Annotated in this window: 13 protein-coding genes; 5 read left to right on the top strand and 8 right to left on the bottom strand. The window is 73.0% G+C overall.

Translation table 11 applies throughout. From position 1 onward, the window contains the following. Nucleotides 1-106 precede the first annotated feature (106 nt). The 5 genes from AB0M80_RS06635 to AB0M80_RS06615 are packed head-to-tail and all read right to left on the bottom strand — an operon-like array spanning nucleotide 107 to nucleotide 12,030. Nucleotides 107-1,213: a glycosyltransferase gene (locus AB0M80_RS06635; protein ID WP_364559828.1), complete on the bottom strand. Its 1,107-nt coding sequence runs from the start codon at nucleotides 1,211-1,213 to the stop codon at nucleotides 107-109. Further along, nucleotides 1,210-1,986 carry an alpha/beta hydrolase gene (locus tag AB0M80_RS06630; protein ID WP_364559825.1) on the bottom strand — a complete coding sequence of 259 codons (777 nt, stop codon included), beginning with the start codon at nucleotides 1,984-1,986 and terminating at the stop codon, nucleotides 1,210-1,212. Before AB0M80_RS06630 ends, AB0M80_RS06635 begins: the two co-directional genes overlap by 4 nt. Continuing rightward, nucleotides 1,974-2,264, bottom strand: a complete 291-nt coding sequence (locus AB0M80_RS06625; RefSeq protein ID WP_364559823.1) for a phosphopantetheine-binding protein — start codon at nucleotides 2,262-2,264, stop codon at nucleotides 1,974-1,976. Before AB0M80_RS06625 ends, AB0M80_RS06630 begins: the two co-directional genes overlap by 13 nt. Continuing rightward, nucleotides 2,261-6,103 carry a beta-ketoacyl synthase N-terminal-like domain-containing protein gene (locus AB0M80_RS06620; RefSeq protein ID WP_364559820.1) on the bottom strand — a complete coding sequence of 1,281 codons (3,843 nt, stop codon included), beginning with the start codon at nucleotides 6,101-6,103 and terminating at the stop codon, nucleotides 2,261-2,263. Before AB0M80_RS06620 ends, AB0M80_RS06625 begins: the two co-directional genes overlap by 4 nt. After that, nucleotides 6,100-12,030: an SDR family NAD(P)-dependent oxidoreductase gene (locus AB0M80_RS06615; RefSeq protein ID WP_364559818.1), complete on the bottom strand. Its 5,931-nt coding sequence runs from the start codon at nucleotides 12,028-12,030 to the stop codon at nucleotides 6,100-6,102. The genes AB0M80_RS06620 and AB0M80_RS06615 overlap by 4 nt, the downstream gene beginning before the upstream one ends. A gap of 205 nt (nucleotides 12,031-12,235) precedes the next feature. On the opposite strand from AB0M80_RS06615, the gene AB0M80_RS06610 reads away from it, so the two are divergent. Together AB0M80_RS06610 and AB0M80_RS06605 are read left to right on the top strand one after the other, a co-directional pair. Beyond that, nucleotides 12,236-13,024 (top strand): SDR family oxidoreductase, encoded by a 789-nt coding sequence (locus tag AB0M80_RS06610; RefSeq protein WP_364559816.1) that lies wholly within the window; start codon nucleotides 12,236-12,238, stop codon nucleotides 13,022-13,024. Nucleotide 13,025: 1 nt separating this feature from the next. Further along, nucleotides 13,026-13,991: an aldo/keto reductase gene (locus AB0M80_RS06605; RefSeq protein WP_364559814.1), complete on the top strand. Its 966-nt coding sequence runs from the start codon at nucleotides 13,026-13,028 to the stop codon at nucleotides 13,989-13,991. Here the strand turns inward: AB0M80_RS06605 and AB0M80_RS06600 are convergent. From AB0M80_RS06600 to AB0M80_RS06590, 3 genes are all read right to left on the bottom strand, one after another. Beyond that, nucleotides 13,988-16,597, bottom strand: a complete 2,610-nt coding sequence (locus AB0M80_RS06600; RefSeq protein ID WP_364560367.1) for a CHAT domain-containing protein — start codon at nucleotides 16,595-16,597, stop codon at nucleotides 13,988-13,990. The genes AB0M80_RS06605 and AB0M80_RS06600 overlap by 4 nt on opposite strands. Before the next feature lie 93 nt (nucleotides 16,598-16,690). After that, nucleotides 16,691-16,852, bottom strand: a complete 162-nt coding sequence (locus AB0M80_RS06595; protein ID WP_364559812.1) for a hypothetical protein — start codon at nucleotides 16,850-16,852, stop codon at nucleotides 16,691-16,693. Nucleotides 16,853-17,191: 339 nt separating this feature from the next. After that, on the bottom strand, nucleotides 17,192-17,347 hold the full coding sequence (locus AB0M80_RS06590) for a hypothetical protein (RefSeq protein ID WP_364559810.1): 156 nt from the start codon (nucleotides 17,345-17,347) through the stop codon (nucleotides 17,192-17,194). Between the two features lie 207 nt (nucleotides 17,348-17,554). Between AB0M80_RS06590 and AB0M80_RS06585 the strand changes: the two genes are divergently transcribed. The 3 genes from AB0M80_RS06585 to AB0M80_RS06575 all read left to right on the top strand — a co-directional run bounded on the left by AB0M80_RS06585 (nucleotide 17,555) and on the right by AB0M80_RS06575 (nucleotide 20,113). Next, nucleotides 17,555-17,971, top strand: a complete 417-nt coding sequence (locus tag AB0M80_RS06585; RefSeq protein WP_364559808.1) for a hypothetical protein — start codon at nucleotides 17,555-17,557, stop codon at nucleotides 17,969-17,971. Between the two features lie 29 nt (nucleotides 17,972-18,000). Continuing rightward, nucleotides 18,001-18,366 carry a VOC family protein gene (locus AB0M80_RS06580; RefSeq protein ID WP_364559805.1) on the top strand — a complete coding sequence of 122 codons (366 nt, stop codon included), beginning with the start codon at nucleotides 18,001-18,003 and terminating at the stop codon, nucleotides 18,364-18,366. 76 nt (nucleotides 18,367-18,442) lie between these two features. Next, a complete protein-coding gene (locus AB0M80_RS06575) occupies nucleotides 18,443-20,113 on the top strand; it encodes a hypothetical protein (protein ID WP_364559802.1) in 1,671 nt (556 codons plus the stop codon). Nucleotides 20,114-20,119 lie beyond the last annotated feature (6 nt).

Genomic DNA, 20,119 nt, shown 5'->3' with positions numbered 1-20,119 from the left:
GACCAAACCCGTAACCAACGTGATCAGACCCGTAACCGGCGTGATTGGGGCCGTAACTCGCGAGTTCCGGCTCCCATCACGCGAGTTACGGCCCCGATCACGCGAGTTACGCGAGCGATTCCAGGTGGGTGGCCGCTTCTTCGGCGCCGCCGGCCGCTTCGAAGGACTCGCGGATGCGGGACGCGCCCGGGCGGTATTGCTCGGCCGACTCGATGGCCTTGCGGATGTCGGTCGCCTTCGCGTGGTCGAAGCGGAGCCGGACGCCCGCCGAAGCCGCGACCACCTGCTGGGCCAGCATCGACTGGTCGTCGCGGATCGGCGCGACCACCAGCGGCACACCGGACGACAGCGCTTCGCACACCGTGTTGTGGCCGCCGTGGCAGACCACCGCCGACGCGTGCGCGAACACCGCCGGCTGCGGGATCCACCGGGCCAGCCCGACGCTTTCGCTGATCAGGTGACCGGTCGGGTCCACCACCAGCCCCTGGACGGAAGGCATTCCGGCCAAGGCGTCCACACTCTCGGCGAGGAACCGCGCGCCCGCCGACGCGTTCGACGTTCCCAACGTCACCACGACCAGCGGCCGCCCGTCCCCACCGGACCACTCGCCGGACGCGGCGGGCAGCGCCGGGCCGACGTAGGACACCGGAACCGCCAGCCGGGACTCCCCGGCCAGCGCGCGGGTCGTGAACGCCAGCACCAGGTGCGGCGAAAACCGCAGGTCGCCGAGCAACACGCCGTGGCGAGCGCGCAAGCCGGCCTGGAGGCCGGAAACCCAGGACGCGATCTTCGGCAACGACCCCAGCGGGTCGGCCAGCTCGGTGGACGTCGACGCCGACGTCGCCCACGGCAGCCCGCAGCGAGCGGCCACCAGCGCGCCCGCCATCGCCTGCTGGTCCGCGACGACCACATCAGGGGAGAAAGCCGCGACCGCGGAAGCCACGCCCGGCACCATCGCGTCGGCCAGCGGCACCAGGTACGACTCCCACAGGTACTTCAGCGCGGCGAACCCGCGCAGTCCCGGCGGCCGCAGCGCCAACGAGAACGGGGACGAGTCCCCGGCCGGGAACACCCGGCCCGAGACCAAAGTGGACAGTTCCGGGACCGGCCCGCACCAGGCCACGGAGTGGCCGCGCCGCGACAACGCCGAAGCCACCCCGCGCAACGGCGTCACGTGCCCGGCCAGCGGCGGCACGACCAGCAGGAACCTCACGCCGCGTGCCGTCCGATCCACTTCAGCACCAGCTCGCGCACCTCCCGGTGCTGCTCCACCAGCACCGAATGCCCCTGCCCTTCGAACACGTGCAGCTCACCGTGCGGCAGCAACGACGTCAGCGCATCGAGGTCGTCGGCCTGGTAGCCGTGACTGCCCAAAATGGACAGCACCGGGCAGCCGATCGCCGCCACCTGCTCCCAGGTCAGCAACGGACCGAGCGGCACCTCCTCGGCCATCTTCGTCGACGTGATCCGCTCGGCCGCCATCCGCGCGAGCCGCCGGTGGTGCGCACCGAAGTTCGCCTCGATCCAGGCGAAGCTCTCTTCCACCTGCAGAAACCGCACGGTGTGCGCCAGGATCACGCTCATCTTCTTCGCCCACACCTCGGTCGCGGGCTCGGACTCGATGCACACGATGCTGCGGACGCGCGCGGGCTGGGCCACGGCGTAGCTGTAGGCCAGCGTGCCGCCGAAGCTGTTGCCCACCAGGTGCACCGGCCGGTCGACGCCGAGCTGCCGCAGCAGGTCGTCGAGGTCCGCGACGAAGTCACCCAGGGTGTACCCGCGTTCCGGCCGCTCGGTCTTGCCGTGCCCGCGCAGGTCGTAGCTGATCACGTCGATACCGGCGGCCGCGACCGGCGGCGCCAGCGTCAGGTAGAAGCTCGCCAGGCTGTCGGTGCCCATGCCGTGCAGGAACACCACGGTCTCGGTGCCGCCGGCGGGCACGAGCTGCACGTTGGTGCGCAGCCCGTTGACGGTCATCGTGGGCACGTGCGCTCCCCCACGAACCGGGCGATGTCGCCGACGGTCAGCCCGATGACGTCGTCGAGGTCCTGCTCCGCCAGGTACTCGGCGAGGTTGACGTCCGCGCCGAAGTGCTCGGCGAGGATGCTCGCGAAGGTCACCAGGTCGATGCTCTCCAGCTGCAGGTCCTCGTGGAACGTCGTGTCCGGGGTGATCTCGATGCCGAGCACCTCGGCGTCGCCGACGAGCTCGGTGAGCAGTTCGGCGACGACGTCGAAGACGGCGGACGCGTGGTCGGTGGTCATGGCGTGCTCCTGAGTTGGGCGGTGGCGGTGTCGCCGGTCAGCTCGACCGTGACGGCGAGGTCCGGCAGGGTCCGGTGCCGGCCGGACACCGTGCCGTCGGCGTGGACGCGGATTTCGGCGGGGTAGACGGGTTCGCCGAGCCGCGCGCGGACGGCGTCCTTCACCGCGATCCGTTTCAGCAGCCAGCCGCGCTGGCTTCGCGGTGGCACGGCGGCGAACTCGGCCCGCTCTTCGGCGCTGAGGTAGATCCCGGCGTAGATGTCCCGCGCTGCGACCGTCGGCCAGCGGTCGGTGACGGCGACCGAGCCGTCGTCCCGCCGTTCGGCCAGCAGGTTTTCCGCCGGGAACGCGTAGACGCGGTGGGCCGCGCGGTCGCAGGGGAACCGGACGTCCCGCCAACCTTCGATGCTCGCCAGCACCCGGCCGTCCCGCACCAGCTCGGCGTCCATCTCGAGAACGTCCGGCCGCGGCAGCCGGACCCGCACCAGGCACTCGAGCCGCGTCCCGGGCGCCGGTTCCGGGCCGTACCAGCGCACCCGGCCGATCGAGCGCGGGAACGCGAGCAGGCCGTCGGACCGGGTGGCCATCAGCCAGCAGCCGAGCAGCTGGCCGACGTTGTCGAGCAGCCCACCGGGTGCGGACGGCACGACCAGTTCGCCGCGGATGTGCCGCTCGCCGAGGCCGGTCAGCCGGGACAGGCCCTGGTACGCCGGGCCGTGGAACATCTCCCGCCGCGCGTAGACCTCGGCCGCGCTCAGCGGGGGCGGCGTCTCCGGCCCGGGCACTCCGGTCCGCGACGGCGGTGGCGGGAAAGCGCCCAGCTCGACGTTCAGCAGCGCGTACGGTCCGATCTCGACGGTGACGCGGTCGCCTTCGCGGCTCATCACCAGCGGAACCCGCTGGGCCGGGGAAGCGATCAGCCACCGCGAGAACACGGCGTCCCGCACCGCGACCGCCCTCGTGCCCGGCCAGGTCCGCTCGGCCGCCCGGCAGGCGAGGTCGGCCAAGGTCGTCGCGGGGACCACCGGCCGGAAGTCGGACTCGTCGGGCCAGCCGTCGCGCTGCCGGAAGAACCGGTGGTCGCGCAGGTGGGGCATCGCCGCCACCGAGACCTCCACAGTGGACTCGACGCGCCGCCGCGCCGCCGCCGCGACGACGTCCGCCGCGGTCCGGCGGGTTTCGGTGAGCAACGCGGTGAACTCGGCGACGATCGCGGCCGGCACCCCGGCGGGCAGGCTGTACTCGTTCGGCAAGCTCTGGTCGTCGAGCAGGTCACGGGCCGATTCGCCCAGCGAGAGCAGGGAGTTGCCGGTGCTGAGCCGAATTCGCCGCGGCTCCAGGGCCGCGAAATCCGGATCGCCGCCTTCGGCCCACAGCGCGGTGGCCGCGCGCCGCAGCTGCGCGAGCCCGCGCCGGGTGCCGGACGCGGCCGCGACGACCAGGTGCCGCCGCTCGCCGAGGGTGTCGGTGACGAACGAGCCGAGCTGACCGGCGCCGACCTGCACGAACACCCGGAACCCGGCGTCGTGCAGCGCCTCGGTCAGCTCCCGGAACCGGACCGGGCGCAGCAGGTGGTCCAGGTACAGCCGGCGGACGTCGTCCGGGGCCGCCGGGTACGGCCGCGCGGTCGTCGCCGACCACACCGGCAGCGTCGGTTCGCGCAGGTCCAGGTCCGCGACGAGGCGAGCGAACGGCGCGAGGTACGGCCGCATCAGCGGGGTGTGGAAGCCGGAGCGGAACGGCAGTGTCCTGGCCACGATCCCCAGGGTCAGGCAGGTCACGGCGAAGTCCGCGACGGCGTCCGGCGGGCCGCAGACGATCGTCTGCTTGGCCGCGTTTTCGTGGGAGACGACGAGCTCATCGGGCAACAGCCCGGCCACGCGCGCCGCCGGGCAGCCGAGCACGAGGTAGTCCGCCTCGGGCAACTCGAAGCCGCCCGGCCAGTACCTCGTCAACGCGTCCGGCTCCGCCCGGTACATCCCGGCGGCCTGCATCGCGGTCCACTCCCCGACGCTGTGCCCGGCGAGCGCGTCCGGCCGGATCGCCAGCCCCCGCAGGACGCCGTCGAGCAGCAGCCCGGTCACCGACACGCTCGCCGCGCGGTCGAGCACTCCCGCCGTCGACCACTGTGGACGGTCGAGACCGAAGTGCCGTGCGACGTCGTCGAGGCGCGGTTCGGCATCGGATTCCAGTCCCGGGTGGACGAACACCGTCTTCCCGCCCGGCAGCAAGGGGTCGACGCTGCACCAGACGTCGCCGGCGCCGTGCCACGACCGGCCGTCGGCCGCCACCTTGGCGAGCACCCGGCGGGCCGTGGCCAGCTTGCGTTCGTCCGGGCCGACGATCCCGATGCGGCACGGGCCGTCACCCGAACCGGGCCGGTCGAGCTGCTCCAGCAGCTCCTCCGGCGAGCGCGCGGCCAGGCGCAGCACGCGTTCCGGCTCGTCGACGCGCACGCGCCGCCTCGGTGCCGGGTCGCCGGCTTCGAGTACGACGTGGGCGTTCACCCCGCCGAAGCCGAACGCGTTGACCGCGGCCACGCGCGGCAGCGCGCCCCAGGGCTCGGCCTCGGCCAGCACCCGGAACCGGGTCTTGTCGAGCAGCGGGTTCGGGTCGGTGCAGTGCAGCGTCGGCGGCAGGATCCCGTGGTGCAGGGCCAGGGCCACCTTGACCAGCCCGGCGACCCCGGCGGTCGGCAGCGTGTGCCCGATCATCGACTTGACCGAGCCGATCACCGCGCGCGGCCCGTCAGCGGGGCCGAAGACGTCGGCGACGGTCGTCAGCTCGGCCGCGTCCCCGGCGGGCGTGGCGGTGCCGTGCGCTTCCAGCAGGCCGATCTCCGCCGGATTCCGCCTCGCCCAGGCGCGCCGCAGAGCGAGGGTCTGCCCCGCGACGGACGGGCTGAGCAGGCTCGCGCCCCGCCCGTCACTCGACGTGCCGGTGCCGCGGATCACGGCGTACACCCGGTCGCCGTCGCGGCGGGCGTCGGCCAGCCGCTTGAGCACGACGATCGCGGTGCCCTCACCGATGAGCATGCCGTCGGCGACGCGCGAGAGCGGGCTGATCCGCTGGCTCGGCGACAGCGCGCCGAGCTGGGTGAACAGCGACCACAGCGTGTCGTCCTGCGTCTGGTGCGCGCCACCGGCGAGCACGACGTCGCAGCGGCCGCGGGTCAGCTCGCCGATCGCCTGGTCGACGGCGACCAGCGAGGACGCGCAGGCGGCGTCCACCGTGTACGCCGGGCCGCCGAGGTCGAGCCGGTTCGCCACGCGGGCGGCGGCGAGGTTCGGCACCAGCCCGGCGGCGGTCTCGGGCCGGAACTCGCCGAGCGGTTCCAGCAACGCGGTCCGCAGCCGCTCGAGGACGTCCGGCCCGGCCGACGGCATCAGCTCGCCGACCGTGCGCGTGATCTGCCGGACGGTGCGAACCCGCTGGTCGAAGCCCCGCAACCCCGGCGAGAGGTACCCGCCGCGCCCGAGCACGACCCCGATCCGCTCGGGGTCGCCGAGCCGGCCGAGGCCACCGGCGTCGTCGACCGCGGTCACCGCGACGGCCAGCGCCGTCAGCTGGTCGGGCTCCGTGCCGTCGAGGGACGTCGGCGGAACACCGTGGGCGATCGGGTCGAAGTCCAGGCTGTCCGGGGTGAAGCCGCCGCGGCGGCCGTGGGTGCGGTCCGGCGCGGAGCCGTCCCGGCCGTGGAACCCCGGGTCCCGGCGGTGCGGGGGAATCTCGGTGACGGCGTCGGTGCCGTCCACCAGGTTCCGCCAGTATTGGTCCACTGTGGACGCGCCGGGCAGGAACACGCCCATCCCGACGATCACCACCGGCTCCTGGCTCACCACAGCGACGCCGTGTACAGCACCGTGCGGTCCGTTCCGTAGGCGAGTTCGCGCAGCAGGGCCGCGGTGGCCTCAGCCGGGTCCAGCAGGGCGACGTCGCGGCGCTCGTACTCGCGCGCCAGTTCCGCCGACACCATGCCGCCGTGGTCCCCGGACGGCGCCCACGGTCCCCAGTGGACCGTCACGGCCCGGCCGGGCCAGTGCGCCCCCAGCACCTCCAGTGCGTCGTTCGCCGCGGCGTAGTCGGTCTGGCCGCGGTTGCCCAGCACCGCGGCGATGCTGCCGAAGAACGTGACGAACCGCGGCTCGACGTCCTGCAGGGCGGCGAGGAGGGCGCTCGCACCGTCCACTTTGGTTTCGAAGACGGTCCGGAACGACTGCTCGTCCTTGTCCGCCATCAGCCTGTCGTCGAGCACACCCGCGGCGAAGACGACACCGTCGAGGCGGCCGTGGCGGGTGTGCACGTCCTTGACCAGCTGGTGCACCGCGTCCGCGTCGCGCACGTCGAGCGCGCGGTACGCCGGGTCGCCGCCGGCGGCGCGGATCTCGTCGAGGGTCCGGCCGATCTCGCGCTGGGCCAGCACGGTCCGCACGCGGCGCTCGATGCCGGCCACGGTGCCGCCGCGGCCGGCCAGCACCGCTCGCATCGCGGCGGGATCGGCGGGCAGGTCGTCCGGTTCGCCGGGCCACGGCGTGCGCCCGGCGAGTTCGATCCGGCCGCCGGCCGCGGCGAACGCGATCGCCGCGCGGGCGGTGATCCCCCGGGCCCCGCCGAGCAGCAGCACCACCGACTCCGGGCCGAGGCCGAGCGCGGCGAGCTCACCGCCGCCCGGCCCGGCACCGGCGTAGGCGATCGACGGGAGGTCGGCGGGCCGCGGTTCGATCGTGAAGCGCCCACCTTGGTCGTGGCCGACGACCGAAGGGCCGTCGCTGAGGGCTTCGTCGACCAGCACCTTCGCGATGTCTTGTGTGGCCTCGACGAGCCGCGTCACGCCGTCGCGTTCGAGCGCCGCCGCGCGGACGAGGCCACGCAGCCCGGGCGTACCCGGCGCGGCCGACACCAGCACGGTGCCCCGCAGCGTCTTGAGCAGCGTGAAGACCTCGGCGACGTCCGTGGCCGGCACGACGGTGAGGTCCGCGTCCGCTTCGACGATCTCCGCACCGGCGCCGGTGAAGGCGGCCCGGACGGCGTCGTCGTCGCCCAGGATGGCCACGGACTTCCCGCGCAGCCGCGCGGGATCGGGGTCGAGTGGCACGGGGACCCGTTCGAGGCGGTACCGGCGCGGCGTGGCGGCCGGGGACAGCCAGCTTTCCAGGTGCGCGGCCAGAGCGTTCGCCGTGCGGTCGCGGCTGAGCTGGTCGGTGCGGTCGTCGGCGGGCAGGCCGAGCCGGGACAGCAGGGTGCCCGCGATTTCGGTCCGTTTGATGGAGTCGATCGAGAGGTCGGCTTCGAGGTCGAGGTCGACGGCGATCATCTCGGCCGGGTAGCCGGTGCGCTCGCTGATCACCCCGATCACCGTGCCGAGGACGTCGGCTTCGGCCACGGGTGCCGGTTCCCGTTCCCGTTCCTGTTCCATTTCCGGGACGGGTTCTTCGAGCACCACCGGGATCGGGGCGGGCGCGCTGCCCAGGTAGCCGAGCATCACCTCCCGCTGCGCCGCGACGAGCTCGCGGGTGGTGCGCAGGAAGTCCACGATCGCCTGGTCACGGCCGGGCGCGGGCTGGGTCATGGCGGTACTCCGGATTCGTCGGGCCGGGGGGAGGGCGGGCGCGCCGGAGCCGGGCGCGCGGACGGACCGCCCGTCGACGGCCCAGGCGGTGGGGGACGGTTCGGCAGGCTTCGGCCGGGTCAGCCGCTCGGTGCGGACGTCGACGCCGGCTTTCGCGAGCTGTTGCAGCGCGGTCAGGAAGCCGTTGAGGTCGGGCCCGCAGGCGACGACGGTGTGCGGCCGGTCGCCGAGGATGTCCGCGACCAGCCGGGACAGCACCCGCCCGGGCCCGGCCTCGACGAAGGTCCGCGCCCCGGCCGCGTACATGGCTTCGATCTGGTCGAGAAACCGCACCGGCGCACCGATCTGCGCGGCCAGCTCGGCGCGGACGTCGTCTTGGTACGGCTTCGCGGTCCGGTTCGCCCACACGGGTTTGCGCGGTCTCCCAATGAACTCTCTGGTTAGTGCGGCCGCGAAGACGTCCCCCGCGGCGGCGACCAGCGGGCTGTGGAAGGCGCAGGCGACGGCGATCCGCTGGGCGGCGATGCCGGTTTCCTCGAGGCGCCGGATAGCGCGTTCGATCGCGGCGACCGGTCCGGAGAGGACGACCTGCTCGGGAGCATTGTGGTTGGCCACCACGACATCCGGGCCGATGAGGGTGGGGGTGAGCAGGTCTCGCGAGGCCTTGACGGCGGCCATCGTCCCGGGTCGGGCGACCTCGGCGATGGCTTGCGCGCGGGCCCGGCTGAGCCGCAGCAGGGTCTCGGTGTCGAAGGCGCCTGCGACGGAGAGAGCGACGAGTTCGCCGTAGCTGTGCCCGGCGAGGAAGTCCGGGCGAACGCCGACCTGGGCCAGAAGCCGCGCAACGGCGATTTCGACCAGCCCGAGCGCAGGCTGGGCGACGCGGGTATCGGTGAGGGCGCTTTCCTGCGCGGCAACGGCATCGGCGGCGAAAGCACGCGGCGGAAAGACTTTCGCGGCGACGTCGGGGGCGAGCCGGAGAAGCTCGGCGAGCTCGGGGAAGTGCACGAAGAGCTCGGCGAGCATGCCGGTGCGCTGGCTGCCCTGGCCCGGAAAAAGGAAGGCAACTTTGCCGGGCCCACCGGCGGCGCGGTGCTTGCCGGAGCCACCGGCGGCGCGGTGCTTGCCGTTGCCGGTCCGCCCGGCCGCGGGCCACCCCACCTCGCCCGGAGCGGTCGAGGCCACGCCGGCGCCGGCGTCCCCCTTCGCGCCGTCCGTGAATGCCACTTTGCGGGACGTCAAGTCCCTGAAGGTGGCATTCACGGCTTTGCGCGCCGGCTGCTCCGCCACCTCGCGTCGGAGCTCGGCCAGCGCCTGCTCCGCCTCGGGAGCCCAGTCGCGCAAGCCGTGCCGTCGGTCCGGGGCCACCGGGCCCGCGCCCAGCACGGCGTGGAAGTTCGTCCCCCCGAAGCCGAACGCACTCACCCCCGCCAGCCGGGCCGGGGCGGCCCACGGCCGCGCCGTCGTCGTGAACGTGAACGGGCTGGCCGGCGGGTCCCAAGCGTCGTTCGGCCTGGTCAACTGCACTGTCGGCGGGACCACCTCGTGCCAGAGCGCGAGGGCCGCCTTGATCAGCCCCGCCAGCCCCGCCGCGCACTTCGTGTGGCCGATCTGGCTCTTCACCGAACCGAGCACGCACGAACCCGGCCCGGCGCCGGCCTCGGTGAAGAACCTCGTCAGCGTGCGCAGCTCCGTCGCGTCGCCGAGCACCGTTCCCGTTCCGTGGGCCTCGATCAGCCCGACGTCCACCGGGGACACACCCGCGTCGCGGTAGGCCCGGTCCAGCGCGCGGCGCTGGCCTTCCGGGCGGGGCGCGGTCAGGCCGAGGGCTTTGCCGTCGCTGGCCGCGCCGACCCCCTTGACCACCGCGTAGATCCGGTCGCCGTCGCGTTCGGCGTCGGACAAGCGCTTGAGCACCAGGCAAGCGACGCCCTCGCCCAGCGCGATGCCGTCGGCCGCCGCGTCGAACGGGCGACAGCGTCCGGTCGGCGACAGTGCCCCCGCCGAGGTGAACATGAGGTAGTCGTGGATGCCGTTGTGCAGGTCGACCGCGCCACACAGGACCAGCGAGCTGGTCCCGGCCCGCAGTTCCTTCGTCGCGAGGTCGAGCGCGGCCAGCGACGAGCCGCAGGCGGCGTCCACCGTGTAGTTCGCGCCGCCGAGGTCGAGCCGGTTGGCGATCCGGCCGGAGATGACGTTGGCCAGGGTGCCCGGGAAGGTGTCCTCGGTCGGTTCGGGCAGCTGGGCGAGTAGTTCGGGCGGCACCTCGTCGAGGTAGCCGTCGAGCAGGGACCGCAGCGTGCCCGCGTTCGCCAGGTCTCCGCCCGCCTCCGCGCCGAACACGACGCTCGTGTGCTCGCGGTCGAAGTCCCGGTTCGCGTACCCGGCGTCGGCCAGTGCGCGGCGCGCGGTTTCCAGGGATACCAGCTGCGCCGGGTCGATGCTGCCCATCGCCGACGGCGGGATGCCGAATTCCAGGGGATCGACCTCCAGTGCGGGCAGGAACCCGCCCCACTTCGACGCCGACTGTCCGAAGTAGACGTCCGGGTCCCAGCGGTCGCGGGGAACTTCGGTGACGGCGTCTTCGCTACGGAGGATGTTCGACCAGTAGGCGTCGAGGTCGCGCGCCCCGGGGAACGTGCAGGCCATGCCGACGATCGCGAGGTCGCCCGAGTCCGCGGCCGCGGCCGGTTCCGCCTCGCGGGCGAACGTCTTCCCGGCGGTGACCTCGCGGTGCAGCTCGGCGATCGTCGTCCGGTGGTCCCGCAGGACGGCGACCTGGCCTGCCATGAACATCCCCTCGGCCAGCTGGGTGGCCGCGTCGAGCGCCTCGCCGTCACGGCGGACGCCCTTGCTCGCGACGCGCAGCCGTCCGGTGTTCAGTTCTTCCAGCCGCTGCCACGCTTCGGGCGTCGCGTCGAGACCGGCTTTGACCTGCTCGAATTCGGCGGTGTACGGGCTGGGCAGGCACCGCGTGCGGTGGCCCGGCGCGGTCTCGAGGGTCACGGTGGCGTCCGCGGCGAGCGCGCGCTCCTGGAACAGCCCGGTGATCGCGCCGTGCACCACGGCTTCTTCGGTGAAGAGGTACGCGGTGCCCATCAGGACGCCGGTGGCCTCGAGCGGCTTCGCCATCGCGGCGACCATGGCGGCCGAGCGGGCGTCGTGGATCCCGCCCACGAAGAGGACTTCGACGTCCTTCGCCGCGCCGAGGACGGCCAGTTGCTCTTCCCACAGCTGGAAACTCGGCCGCGGCCCGACGTGCCCGCCGCACTCGGCGCCCTCGAAGACGAACCGGCGGACCCCGGCGTCGAGGTACTGGCGGAGCAGGACCGGGGAGGGCACGTGCAGGAACGTCGCGATCCCCGCGGTCTCCAACGCCCTGGCCTGCCCCGGTTTCCCGCCCGCGATCAGTACGCACCGCGGTCGCGCGGCCCGGATCGCGGCGAGCTGGGCGACGCGCAGATCGTCCGGCACGAAGCCGAGGATGCCCGCGCCCCACGGCCGGTCGCCGAGGCGCTCGGCGGTCCGGGCGAGCAGCTCGGTGGTGCGCGCGCCGTTCGCCGTGGCGACCGCGACGAACGGGAACCCGCCCGCGTCGGCGACCGCGGCCGCGAAGCCCGGCTGGTCGCTCACCCGCGTCATCGGGCCCTGGACGACCGGCAGCGCGCTGCCCAGCGTCCGGCAGAGCCGCGTGCCGAGCACGGCCGCGGGAACCTCCGCCCCGATGATCCGTGGCACGTCCTCTGTGGACTTGACGACGACACCCGCCGCACCTCCGGCGAGCGCACCCACCGCCGTCCGCGGCCCGGCCACGCTGCCCCAGACCGGGACGGCAAAGGTGTCCAGAAGCTGTTGCAGCAGAACGAAGTCACTCAATTCACCCGCGCGGGCGATGAGGCCCAGCGCGCCACCGCGCACGGCCTCGGCGGCCGCGGCGACGTCCGAGACCTCGGCGAGTGACCCGGCCCACGGCGCTTTCGTGCGGACGGCGAAGGCCGCCCCTTCGGGCAACGGGCCGTCGGTGCGCACGCCGTACGGCACCCGCACCCGGGCCGCGACCAGCCGCAGGTCCTCCGCGCCGGCGCCGTCGAGCACGCCGAGTCCGCCGGCACGCGCGACCGCGGCGACCGCGTCCGGATCACCGATCCCCAGGCACCGCAGCCGTCGAACGTGCGACGGCGGGACGAGCTCGGCCATCGGCGGACCTCCTGTGCGCGGGGTGTGGCGATCTTCAGGAATAACGCACCAGGCATGGGAAACGCAATACTCGTGCTAACGTGCAAAACTGTGAAACAAGGCAAGATCATGGCTCTTACCAGCACTTTTGTCATCCACGTCGCAACCGGGAAATATATTTCCCGCACGCACGTGACAATTCGACTCTGAAATACCTGGAGCCCGCGTGGAACTGACTGGACGGGTGGTCGTGCTGACCGGCGCGGCACACGGAATCGGGGCCGCCATGGCCCGCCGCTTCGCCGCGGAAGGGGCGGCCGGGGTGGTCGTGTCCGACGTGGACGCCGCGGGCGCCGGCCGGGTGGCGGACGAGATCGCGGCCGCGGGCGGCCGGGCCGTCGCGGTCACCGCCGACGCGACGTCCAAAATGGACCTCAAAGCCCTGGTCGCGACGGCCCGCGCCGAGTTCGGCCCGGTCGACGTGTTCTGCGCCAACGCGGGCGCGGCGTTCGGCACCGGCGTGCACGCGGCCGACGAGCAGTGGCAGAAGTCGTGGGAGATCAACGTGATGCAGCACGTTCACGCCGCGCAGGTCGTGCTGCCCGCGATGCTCGCACGCGGCGATGGCTACCTGCTGATCACCGCGTCGGGCGCCGGCCTGCTCGGCATCCCCGGCGACGCGCCGTACTCGGTCACCAAGCACGCGGCGGTCGGCCTGGCCGAGTGGCTGGCGATCACCTACCGGCCGCGCGGGGTGCGGGTCAGCGCACTGTGCCCGCTCGGCGTCCGGACGGCGCTGCTCGAACCCGGCATCGCCGCCGGTCACCCGGCCGCGCTGGCCATCGCCGCGGCGGCACCGCTGCTCGATCCCGAGGACGTCGCCGAAGCGGTCGTGCGCGGGCTCGGCGAAGAGGAATTCCTGATCCTGCCGCACGAGTCGGTGCGGGAGTCGTTCGCCCGCAAGGCCGGGGCGGTCGACGCGTGGATCGACGAGATGGCTGTCCAGGGAGGCTGAAGTGGAGTACCGCAGGGTCGGCACGAGCGGGCTCGCCGTCAGCGAGATCGCCTACGGCAACTGGCTGACGCACGGCTCGCCCGGCTGCGTCGCCGCGGCGCTGGAGGCCGGCGTCACGACGTTCCACACCGCGGCCGCCTGGGACGGCGGCGCCGCGGAGGCCGCCTTCGGCGCGGCTTTCGCCGGCGTGCGCCGCGACGACCTGGTCCTGTGCACCGGCGTCTTCTGGCCGGAAGGCCCGGGCCCCAACGACGCGGGCTTGAGCCGCAAGCACCTGATCGCGTCCCTGGAAGGGTCGCTGCGGCGGCTGCGCACCGGCTACGTCGACGTCTACCAGCTGCTGCGCTTCGACTACCGCACGCCCGTCGCGGAGACGTTCCTCGCGCTCTCGGACCTGGTGCGCCAGGGGAAGATCCGGTACGCCGGTACGTCGGAGTGGACGGCCGAGCAGCTGCTGCAGGCCCACGAGGCCGCTTCGCGGTACGACGTGCCGCTGATCGCCAACCAGCCGCACTACTCGATGCTGTGGCGGGTCCCCGAGGCCCAGGTGATGCCGGTGGGCGCGCGCATCGGCGTCGGGCAGTTCGCTTCGGTGCCGCTCGCCCAGGGCGTGCTGACCGGCAAGTACCGGGACGGGCGGATCCAGGCGGGGTCGCGCGCGGCCGGGCCGTCCTACGCCCGGCCGTTGCTGATGCCGGAACTGCTGGAGCGGGTGGAGCTGCTGCGCGGCGTCGCGGACGACGCCGGCCTGACGATGGCCCAGCTCGCGCTGGCCTGGACGTTGCAGCACGAAACGGTCGCCTCGGCCGTGGTCGGCGCGAGCACGCCGGAGCAGGTCACCGAAAACGCCAAGGCCGCCGGCGTCCGGCTCGACTTCGACGTGCTGACCCGGATCGACCAGCTGCTCGGCAGTTTCGTGCAGACCGACCCGCGGCTGGTGTGGTCACCGCCGGCGAGGACGTCCTAGCCGGCGCCGAGGCAGACGAACGGGCGGCGGAACGGGTCGACGGCGATCGCGTCGGCCAGCGCCAGCGCCGGGCTGTCCCGGACGGCCAGCGCGCGGTAGTAGTCGTCCATCGCGGCCGCCGAGGCGAGATCGCCGACGCGCGACAGCGGGGCGATCACCGTCCGCGAGCCGCTGGCCAGCAGCGCGCTGGCGAAGCCGAGGGCCTCGTCGCCCGGCCGGATCCGGTTCATCGCGAGCTCGCACGCGGCGAACACCACCTGCCGCGGCGGCTGCCGCAGCCCGGCCATCTCGTGGCCGAACAGGGCGCCGTCGGCGAGTTCCAGCCGGGAGAACAGCGCGTTCTCCGGCTCGTGTGCGCCGTGCGCGGCGAAGTGCGCGAGCTTGGCACCGTCCATCGCCCGCAGCACGGATTTCACGGTGGCCTTGGCGCCGGTCATCGTCGTCGCGGAGCGGTAGTGCGTGGTCAGCTTCTCGAGCTCACCGCGGGCGCCGGCCAGCCCGGGCCCGCGGACCAGCAAGATCCTGCGTCCGCGCGACGACTTCGTCAGCTCGGCGGCGAGCCAGGCGGTCGCCGACGGCGCGACGACGGTCGGCCGGCCCCGCAGACCCGGCAGCACGCCCCACGGCACGGCGTAGAGCGGGCCCGTCGGGACGACGACCAGCTCGCGGTCGCCGAGCAGCTCGGCCAGCGGGCGGATCAGCTGGGTGTCGAGTTTGTCGGCCTGCTTGCGCGCCGAAGTCATGACGACCTCGACGAGCCGCTCGGGCAGGTTGTCCGGCGCCAGGGCGTCGAGGTCGACGTTCAGCACGCGCGCCGACTCGGCCGCGGCGCCGGCGGACCCGAGCCGCACGAGCCGGCACTCACCCCCGGCGACGACGACGGCGACGAGCTCGTCCCCGGAAGCGGCGAAGCTGACCATGGCGCGCTCACCGAGCCGCGCAACGACCTCGCTGAGCCCGGCGACGGGCCGCGGCCGGCCCCACCGCCCGGTGTGCCAGCCGAGCCGCTGGGCTTCACGGAGGCGTTCGTTGTACTTCGCCCGCAGGCCGGCGATGGGGTGCCCGTCGTGCTGGGCCTCCTTGATGGCCTGGCCGAGACCCCGCACCTCGGCCACGCGCGCGGCGAGTTCCGGATCGGTCCCGGCGGAGAGGGGTTCGTAGCGGTAGGTCTGGGCGCGGGTCCGTTCGAGCCAGACGAAGAGGCGCCGCGCGTCGTTGCGGTCGAGCACGAGCTTGACGGCGAGGTCGGCGAGCTCCTGACCGTGCAGAGCGGTCCCGGACACGAGATCGAGCCCACCCATCCGGTCCCGGACGGCGTCCAGTTCGGTGAGCCCGGACCGGATCTCGGCGAGCGCCTTGGCCCGGTCCCCTTGGGCCACGGCCAGTTCGGCCCGGCAGAGCCGGCGGAGCATCCGGTAGTCGATGGGGGTGAGCTGGCCGGGGCGGGGAACCTGGTCGAGGGTCTCGACGGCCCGCTTGAGGTTCCCCCGCCGGATGTCCAGCCGCACGGCGAGCATCCGCGCGGTGGCGGCCTGCTCGGTCAGGCGGGGAAGCTGCATCTTCTCGGCCGCTCGCAAGGCCCGCACGGGCAGTGCCGAGGGCGGCGTCCCGCCCGCCACCGCCTCGCGCACGTCGGCCTGCAGACCCAGGACGGTCGCATTGGCCACGCAGGTCCGGCAGCCCACCCGCAGCAGGAGCCGCCGGGCGGAGGCGGCCGTCTGCCGGGCGAATTCGATGTCGTCGTTCAGCAGGGCCGCCGAAGCGCGCAGCAGTTCCGCGGCGCCGAGGTGACTGGCGATGCTGGGTTCAGCGGTCATCCGGGCGATCAGGTCGTCGAGGTGACTCCCCGCCTCGTCGGCCAGCCCGGCGGTCAGCAGGGCCTGCGCCTGTTCCATCGACAGCAGGGCCGGTGCCTCGAGATCGAGCGCGCGATACGCCCGCTCGCTCTCCTGGTACAGCCGCAGGGCCTCCGGCACGTCCCCGGTCCGCAGCGACAACGTCCCCAGAATGCGCCGGACATCGGCGGCTTCGCCCCGCAGTTCGTACTTTTCGGAGAGCTCCAAAGCCCGGTTCAGGTCCGCGCGGGCCTGGCCCACGTTGCCGAGCTTGGTGTGCACCCAGCCGCGCGAGTAGAGCGTGATGACGAACGCGCGCATCTGCGGTGTGGGATCGCTGCTCTGGGCGAGCAGGAACTCCTTGTGCTCGAGAGAGGCGTCGAAGGAGACGAGGCTTTCCTCGTTGCGCCCGACCGTCATGAGGCGCATCGCGTAGTTGTGGTTCAGGCTGCCGTTGAGCTCGGCCCGCAGAGCCGGGTCGGCAACGGCGCTGATGAGCAGCCGCACGTCGTCCAGGCCGGCCAGCCCGGCGGCGACGTCTCCGGTGATCTCCGACGACATCCCGGCCAGGGTGCTGGCCACCTTGATCCGCGTGACCAGCCAGTCGGTGCGGTGCTCGTCGGCCACCGGGTGGATCGAATCCAGCAGGCTCATGCCCCGCCGCAGGTGCTTGACCCCCTGGTGGAAACGCCCCAGACACGACGCATCAGCGGCGGCTTGCTGCAGGGCGCGGACCGACTCGATGACTTCCGGGGGGTCCAGGTTCGTCACAGGCACCCTCTAATGACAACACAGCCGATGACAGAAAGAAGCCCGCCTACCGGTCAAAGATCAGCAGGCGGGCGCCGTACACGCGGGTTGCTCTCAGGCCGTGACCTTCTGGTAGCAGCCCCCCACGCACTCGGTCTGCACCGGGTGCTCGGTGTGGAGCTTGCCGTCCGAGTCGATCCACTGGACCGTCGTCTGACCCGGCTCCTCGATCGGCTCCGGAGCTTCCTCGGGCTTGGTGTCCGTAGGCGTCGACATGGTCGATCTCCTCTCCCCTGGGGATCTTCATGGGAACGCAGCCGTGACGGTGAGTCCCCCCGTCGCGAGGCCCTCTCCCCGCGAACGGCCCAATAGTTTCACATCGGAGCAGTGATCGGGAGAGTTTTAGCTACGGAAAGTCAGTCCGCACCGCGTGAGCAGGCTTGATGTCCTCGCCGGAACGTCCTAACGAGTGAAGTCTGTAACGACGTCCACTCCGGACGTGCATTCACGCAGCGGGGGAACGTTCGCCGGACCACCTGCGGGCACGTGTCGCTCCGGGCACGGAACGTGACCGCGAGGCCCGGCGGTCCGGACCAGTGGGTCCCTTGTGGACGGTCAAGCGGTCGCCACCGCATGGACCGCGCGGACGTTCGCCGGGGCGACTCCGCCCGGGAAGGCGAACCGGCGGCGGTTGTAGCCGTCAGCGAGGCCGCTGCGCGGGTCGGCGAAGGCCTGGGGCCCTGCCGCGCCGCTGATCACCGCCGCGTACATGCCGGCCAGCCCCCGCGCCGACGCGACGCCACCCCACCGAAGCCGGGTTCTCCCGGACGGACTCCCACCCGTCGGCAACGGTCCCCTGGACGTGCTCGGACGACGTGGCAGCTCGCTCGGTGATCGCGACGCCTGCGCCAGGGTGCAACCTCCGCACTGCCGAGGCGTTCCGGTAACGCGCGGCCGCTCGGAGGGGATGTTCCCGGCTTGGGGGAACCGGCATCCGAAGGAAGGGAAACCACCCGGCCCGGTCGCGGCCTGGCGATCGCGTCGCTCGCGATCGGCGCGTCCGGCCTCACGCTGGCGCTCGCGACCTGGGCGGCCTGGCTGATCATCCGGCCGGCGCTCTTGTCCGCATGGGTTTTCTCCTGGGTCGTGCAGGCGTTCGTGCTGGTGCTCGGTGCGCTGTGGTTCGCGTTGCTGCCGATCAGCGTGCTGGCACTGGTCTTCGGCGTCTGCGCGGGCGCGCGCACCCAGCCGGGTTTCGGCCGGATCGGCACGACGCTGGCCGTCATCACCGCACTGCTCGCGTTGTCGGGTGCCGCGGTGTTCGCGACGACGTCGTGGCGGCAGGTCGGCCCACCGGGCGCCTATTTCGACACGAAAACCCGCGCACCCCGGTAGGAATCCCGCCGCCGGGGTACCAGTCGATCATGAAGCTGACCTCCACCGTGCTCGGCACGCCCGAACCCCGTGCGCTCGCCGAGTTCTACTCGAAACTGCTCGGCTGGCCCATCCGCACCGACGAACCGGAGTGGGTGACGCTGCGCCCGGACGACGGCAGCGCGGGACTGTCGTTCCAGCTGGAGACCGGGCACGTCCCGCCGGTGTGGCCGCCGGCCGATGGTGCCCAGCAGATGCAGCTGCACCTCGACATCGAGGTCGACGACCTCCAGGAAGCGACGGCGGTGGCGACCGCGGCGGGCGCGGTGGTGGCCGACTTCCAGCCTCAGGACGACGTCCGCGTCTGCCTCGACCCGGCCGGGCACCCGTTCTGCCTCTGGACCCGGACGGGGTGACGCCCCGCGTTCGAACGGTCACAGGATCCGCTATGTTCGGCGGAAGTCCTGTTCCCGGCGAACGGAGTTGAGTCCTGTGGGGGTGCACCGGATCTGGCACCACGGACTGGTCCCCACCGAGGGAAAACGCCCCCTGGACGCGTTGCGCAGCAGGCTGATCAGCCGTCAGCGGCAGCACGACGACTACACGGTCGCCGATCTCGGCTCGTCCGACGACGGCGGTTCGCGCCGGTGCGACCTGAAGTTCGCGTACGCGGACGGCGAGGGCCGCTACTCCGTTCAGGTATTGCTTTCGCTGTGCTACCGCGCCGGCGAAGACCGGGTGACGTGGCTGCTGGCCGCGGCGTGCACGCGGCCGTGGCGCAGCTGCCACGAAGCGCCGGCCCAGCGGATCGGGCTGGAGGAGCTGGGCGCCAGCGGCAGCGACGAAATCCCGATCGAAACGCCGGTGCTGGCGATGCGCGGCTGGTCGCGCAAGGAGTGCGACCACCTCGCCGACCTGCTGGGCGAGGCGCTGGTGGCGCCGTGGCGGTCTTCGGCCGTGCTGGTGCTCACCGAGCCGCCGACGGTGCCGGTCGAGGGCTGGCCCGGGCTGGTCAACGTCTTCGACGTCGACGACCGCTTCCGCCACACCCTCAACCGGCACCTCCCGCTCGGCTGCGCGGTGCCGCAGGGCGCGCGGCTGTACGTGCCGCCGTGCGACCAGCTCCCGGATTTCGTCGAAACCGCCAGCCCGGTGTCCGGCGAGGCGCTCCAGGGCGCGATCACGCGGCTCATCCAGGCGCGCAGCCGGACGCCCCTGCCCGAGGAGTGGGCGGACGTGCCGAGCGTGCGGGCCTGGTACGAGGCCGACCCGTTCGCTTCGCCCGAACACGAACCCGACGCCGGGCTGATCGACAAACTCGACCGCGCCGAGCGGGAGCTGGCCGAGGCGCGGGGCGTGATCACGATCCTGCGGAAGAAGGCCAAGGCCCACGCCGAGGAACGGGACCGGCACGCCTGTGAGGTGAAGACGCTCCGCCGCCGCCTCGAGGACGCGTGCGCGACCGACGTCGCTTGCCTGCGCGAGCAGCTCGCGCAACTGCAGGCGGAGGTGGACGACTACGCGCGGGCCTTCGAGGAGACGGAGGCCGAGCGCGACGAGCTCAGGCGCGTCAACGGGCTGCTGGCGGGCAGGCTCGCCCGCCACCACGACGCCGACGACGAGGTCGCCGCCGCCGAGCGCCCGCCGGAGGAGTTCCCCAGTTTCGCCGAGTTGATCGGCGCCGCAGCGGCCTCGCTCAAGCACCTCGCGATCACGGCCGAACCGGCCCCGGCCGCGATCCTCGACCACCACCCCAAAGCCGCCGCCTGGCGCCGCAAGGCGTGGGACGCGCTCCGCACCCTCGACGCCTACGCCGGCGCCCGGATGTCGTTGCTCGCAGCCGGCCAGGACCCGGGCCCGGAGCTGTCGGACGTGCTCGCGTTCGCCCGCACCGGCCAGCCCGGTTCGCTGATCAGCGCCAACATCATCGCCCTGGCCGAGTCGGACACCGTGACCACGAACGAGCGGCTCCGCCAAGCCCGCACGTTCCGCGTCGATCCCGAGACGAACCCGGCGGGCCGCGACTACTTCGGCGCCCACATCGCCCTGGAACGCTTCAAGTCGCCGGCACCGCGCCTGCACTTCCTCGACGACACCGACGGCACGGGCACGGTGTACGTCGGGTACCTCGGCGCCCACCTGCCGACGTCGAAGACCAACTGAGCGAGA

The organism is Amycolatopsis sp. NPDC051045 (genome assembly GCF_040682955.1).
Lineage (GTDB): Bacteria > Actinomycetota > Actinomycetes > Mycobacteriales > Pseudonocardiaceae > Amycolatopsis.
The sequence above is the reverse complement of the archived record's forward strand: the minus strand, read 5'-3'. Positions and strand labels throughout refer to the sequence as shown.

What these genes read in the sequence shown, in the direction of transcription:
- AB0M80_RS06625 (WP_364559823.1), bottom strand. Translation starts at nt 2,264, where the DNA reads ATGACCACCGACCACGCGTCCGCCGTCTTCGACGTCGTCGCCGAACTG.
- AB0M80_RS06580 (WP_364559805.1), top strand. Translation starts at nt 18,001, where the DNA reads ATGAAGCTGACCTCCACCGTGCTCGGCACGCCCGAACCCCGTGCGCTC.
- AB0M80_RS06615 (WP_364559818.1), bottom strand. Translation starts at nt 12,030, where the DNA reads ATGGCCGAGCTCGTCCCGCCGTCGCACGTTCGACGGCTGCGGTGCCTG.
- AB0M80_RS06590 (WP_364559810.1), bottom strand. Translation starts at nt 17,347, where the DNA reads ATGTACGCGGCGGTGATCAGCGGCGCGGCAGGGCCCCAGGCCTTCGCC.
- AB0M80_RS06595 (WP_364559812.1), bottom strand. Translation starts at nt 16,852, where the DNA reads ATGTCGACGCCTACGGACACCAAGCCCGAGGAAGCTCCGGAGCCGATC.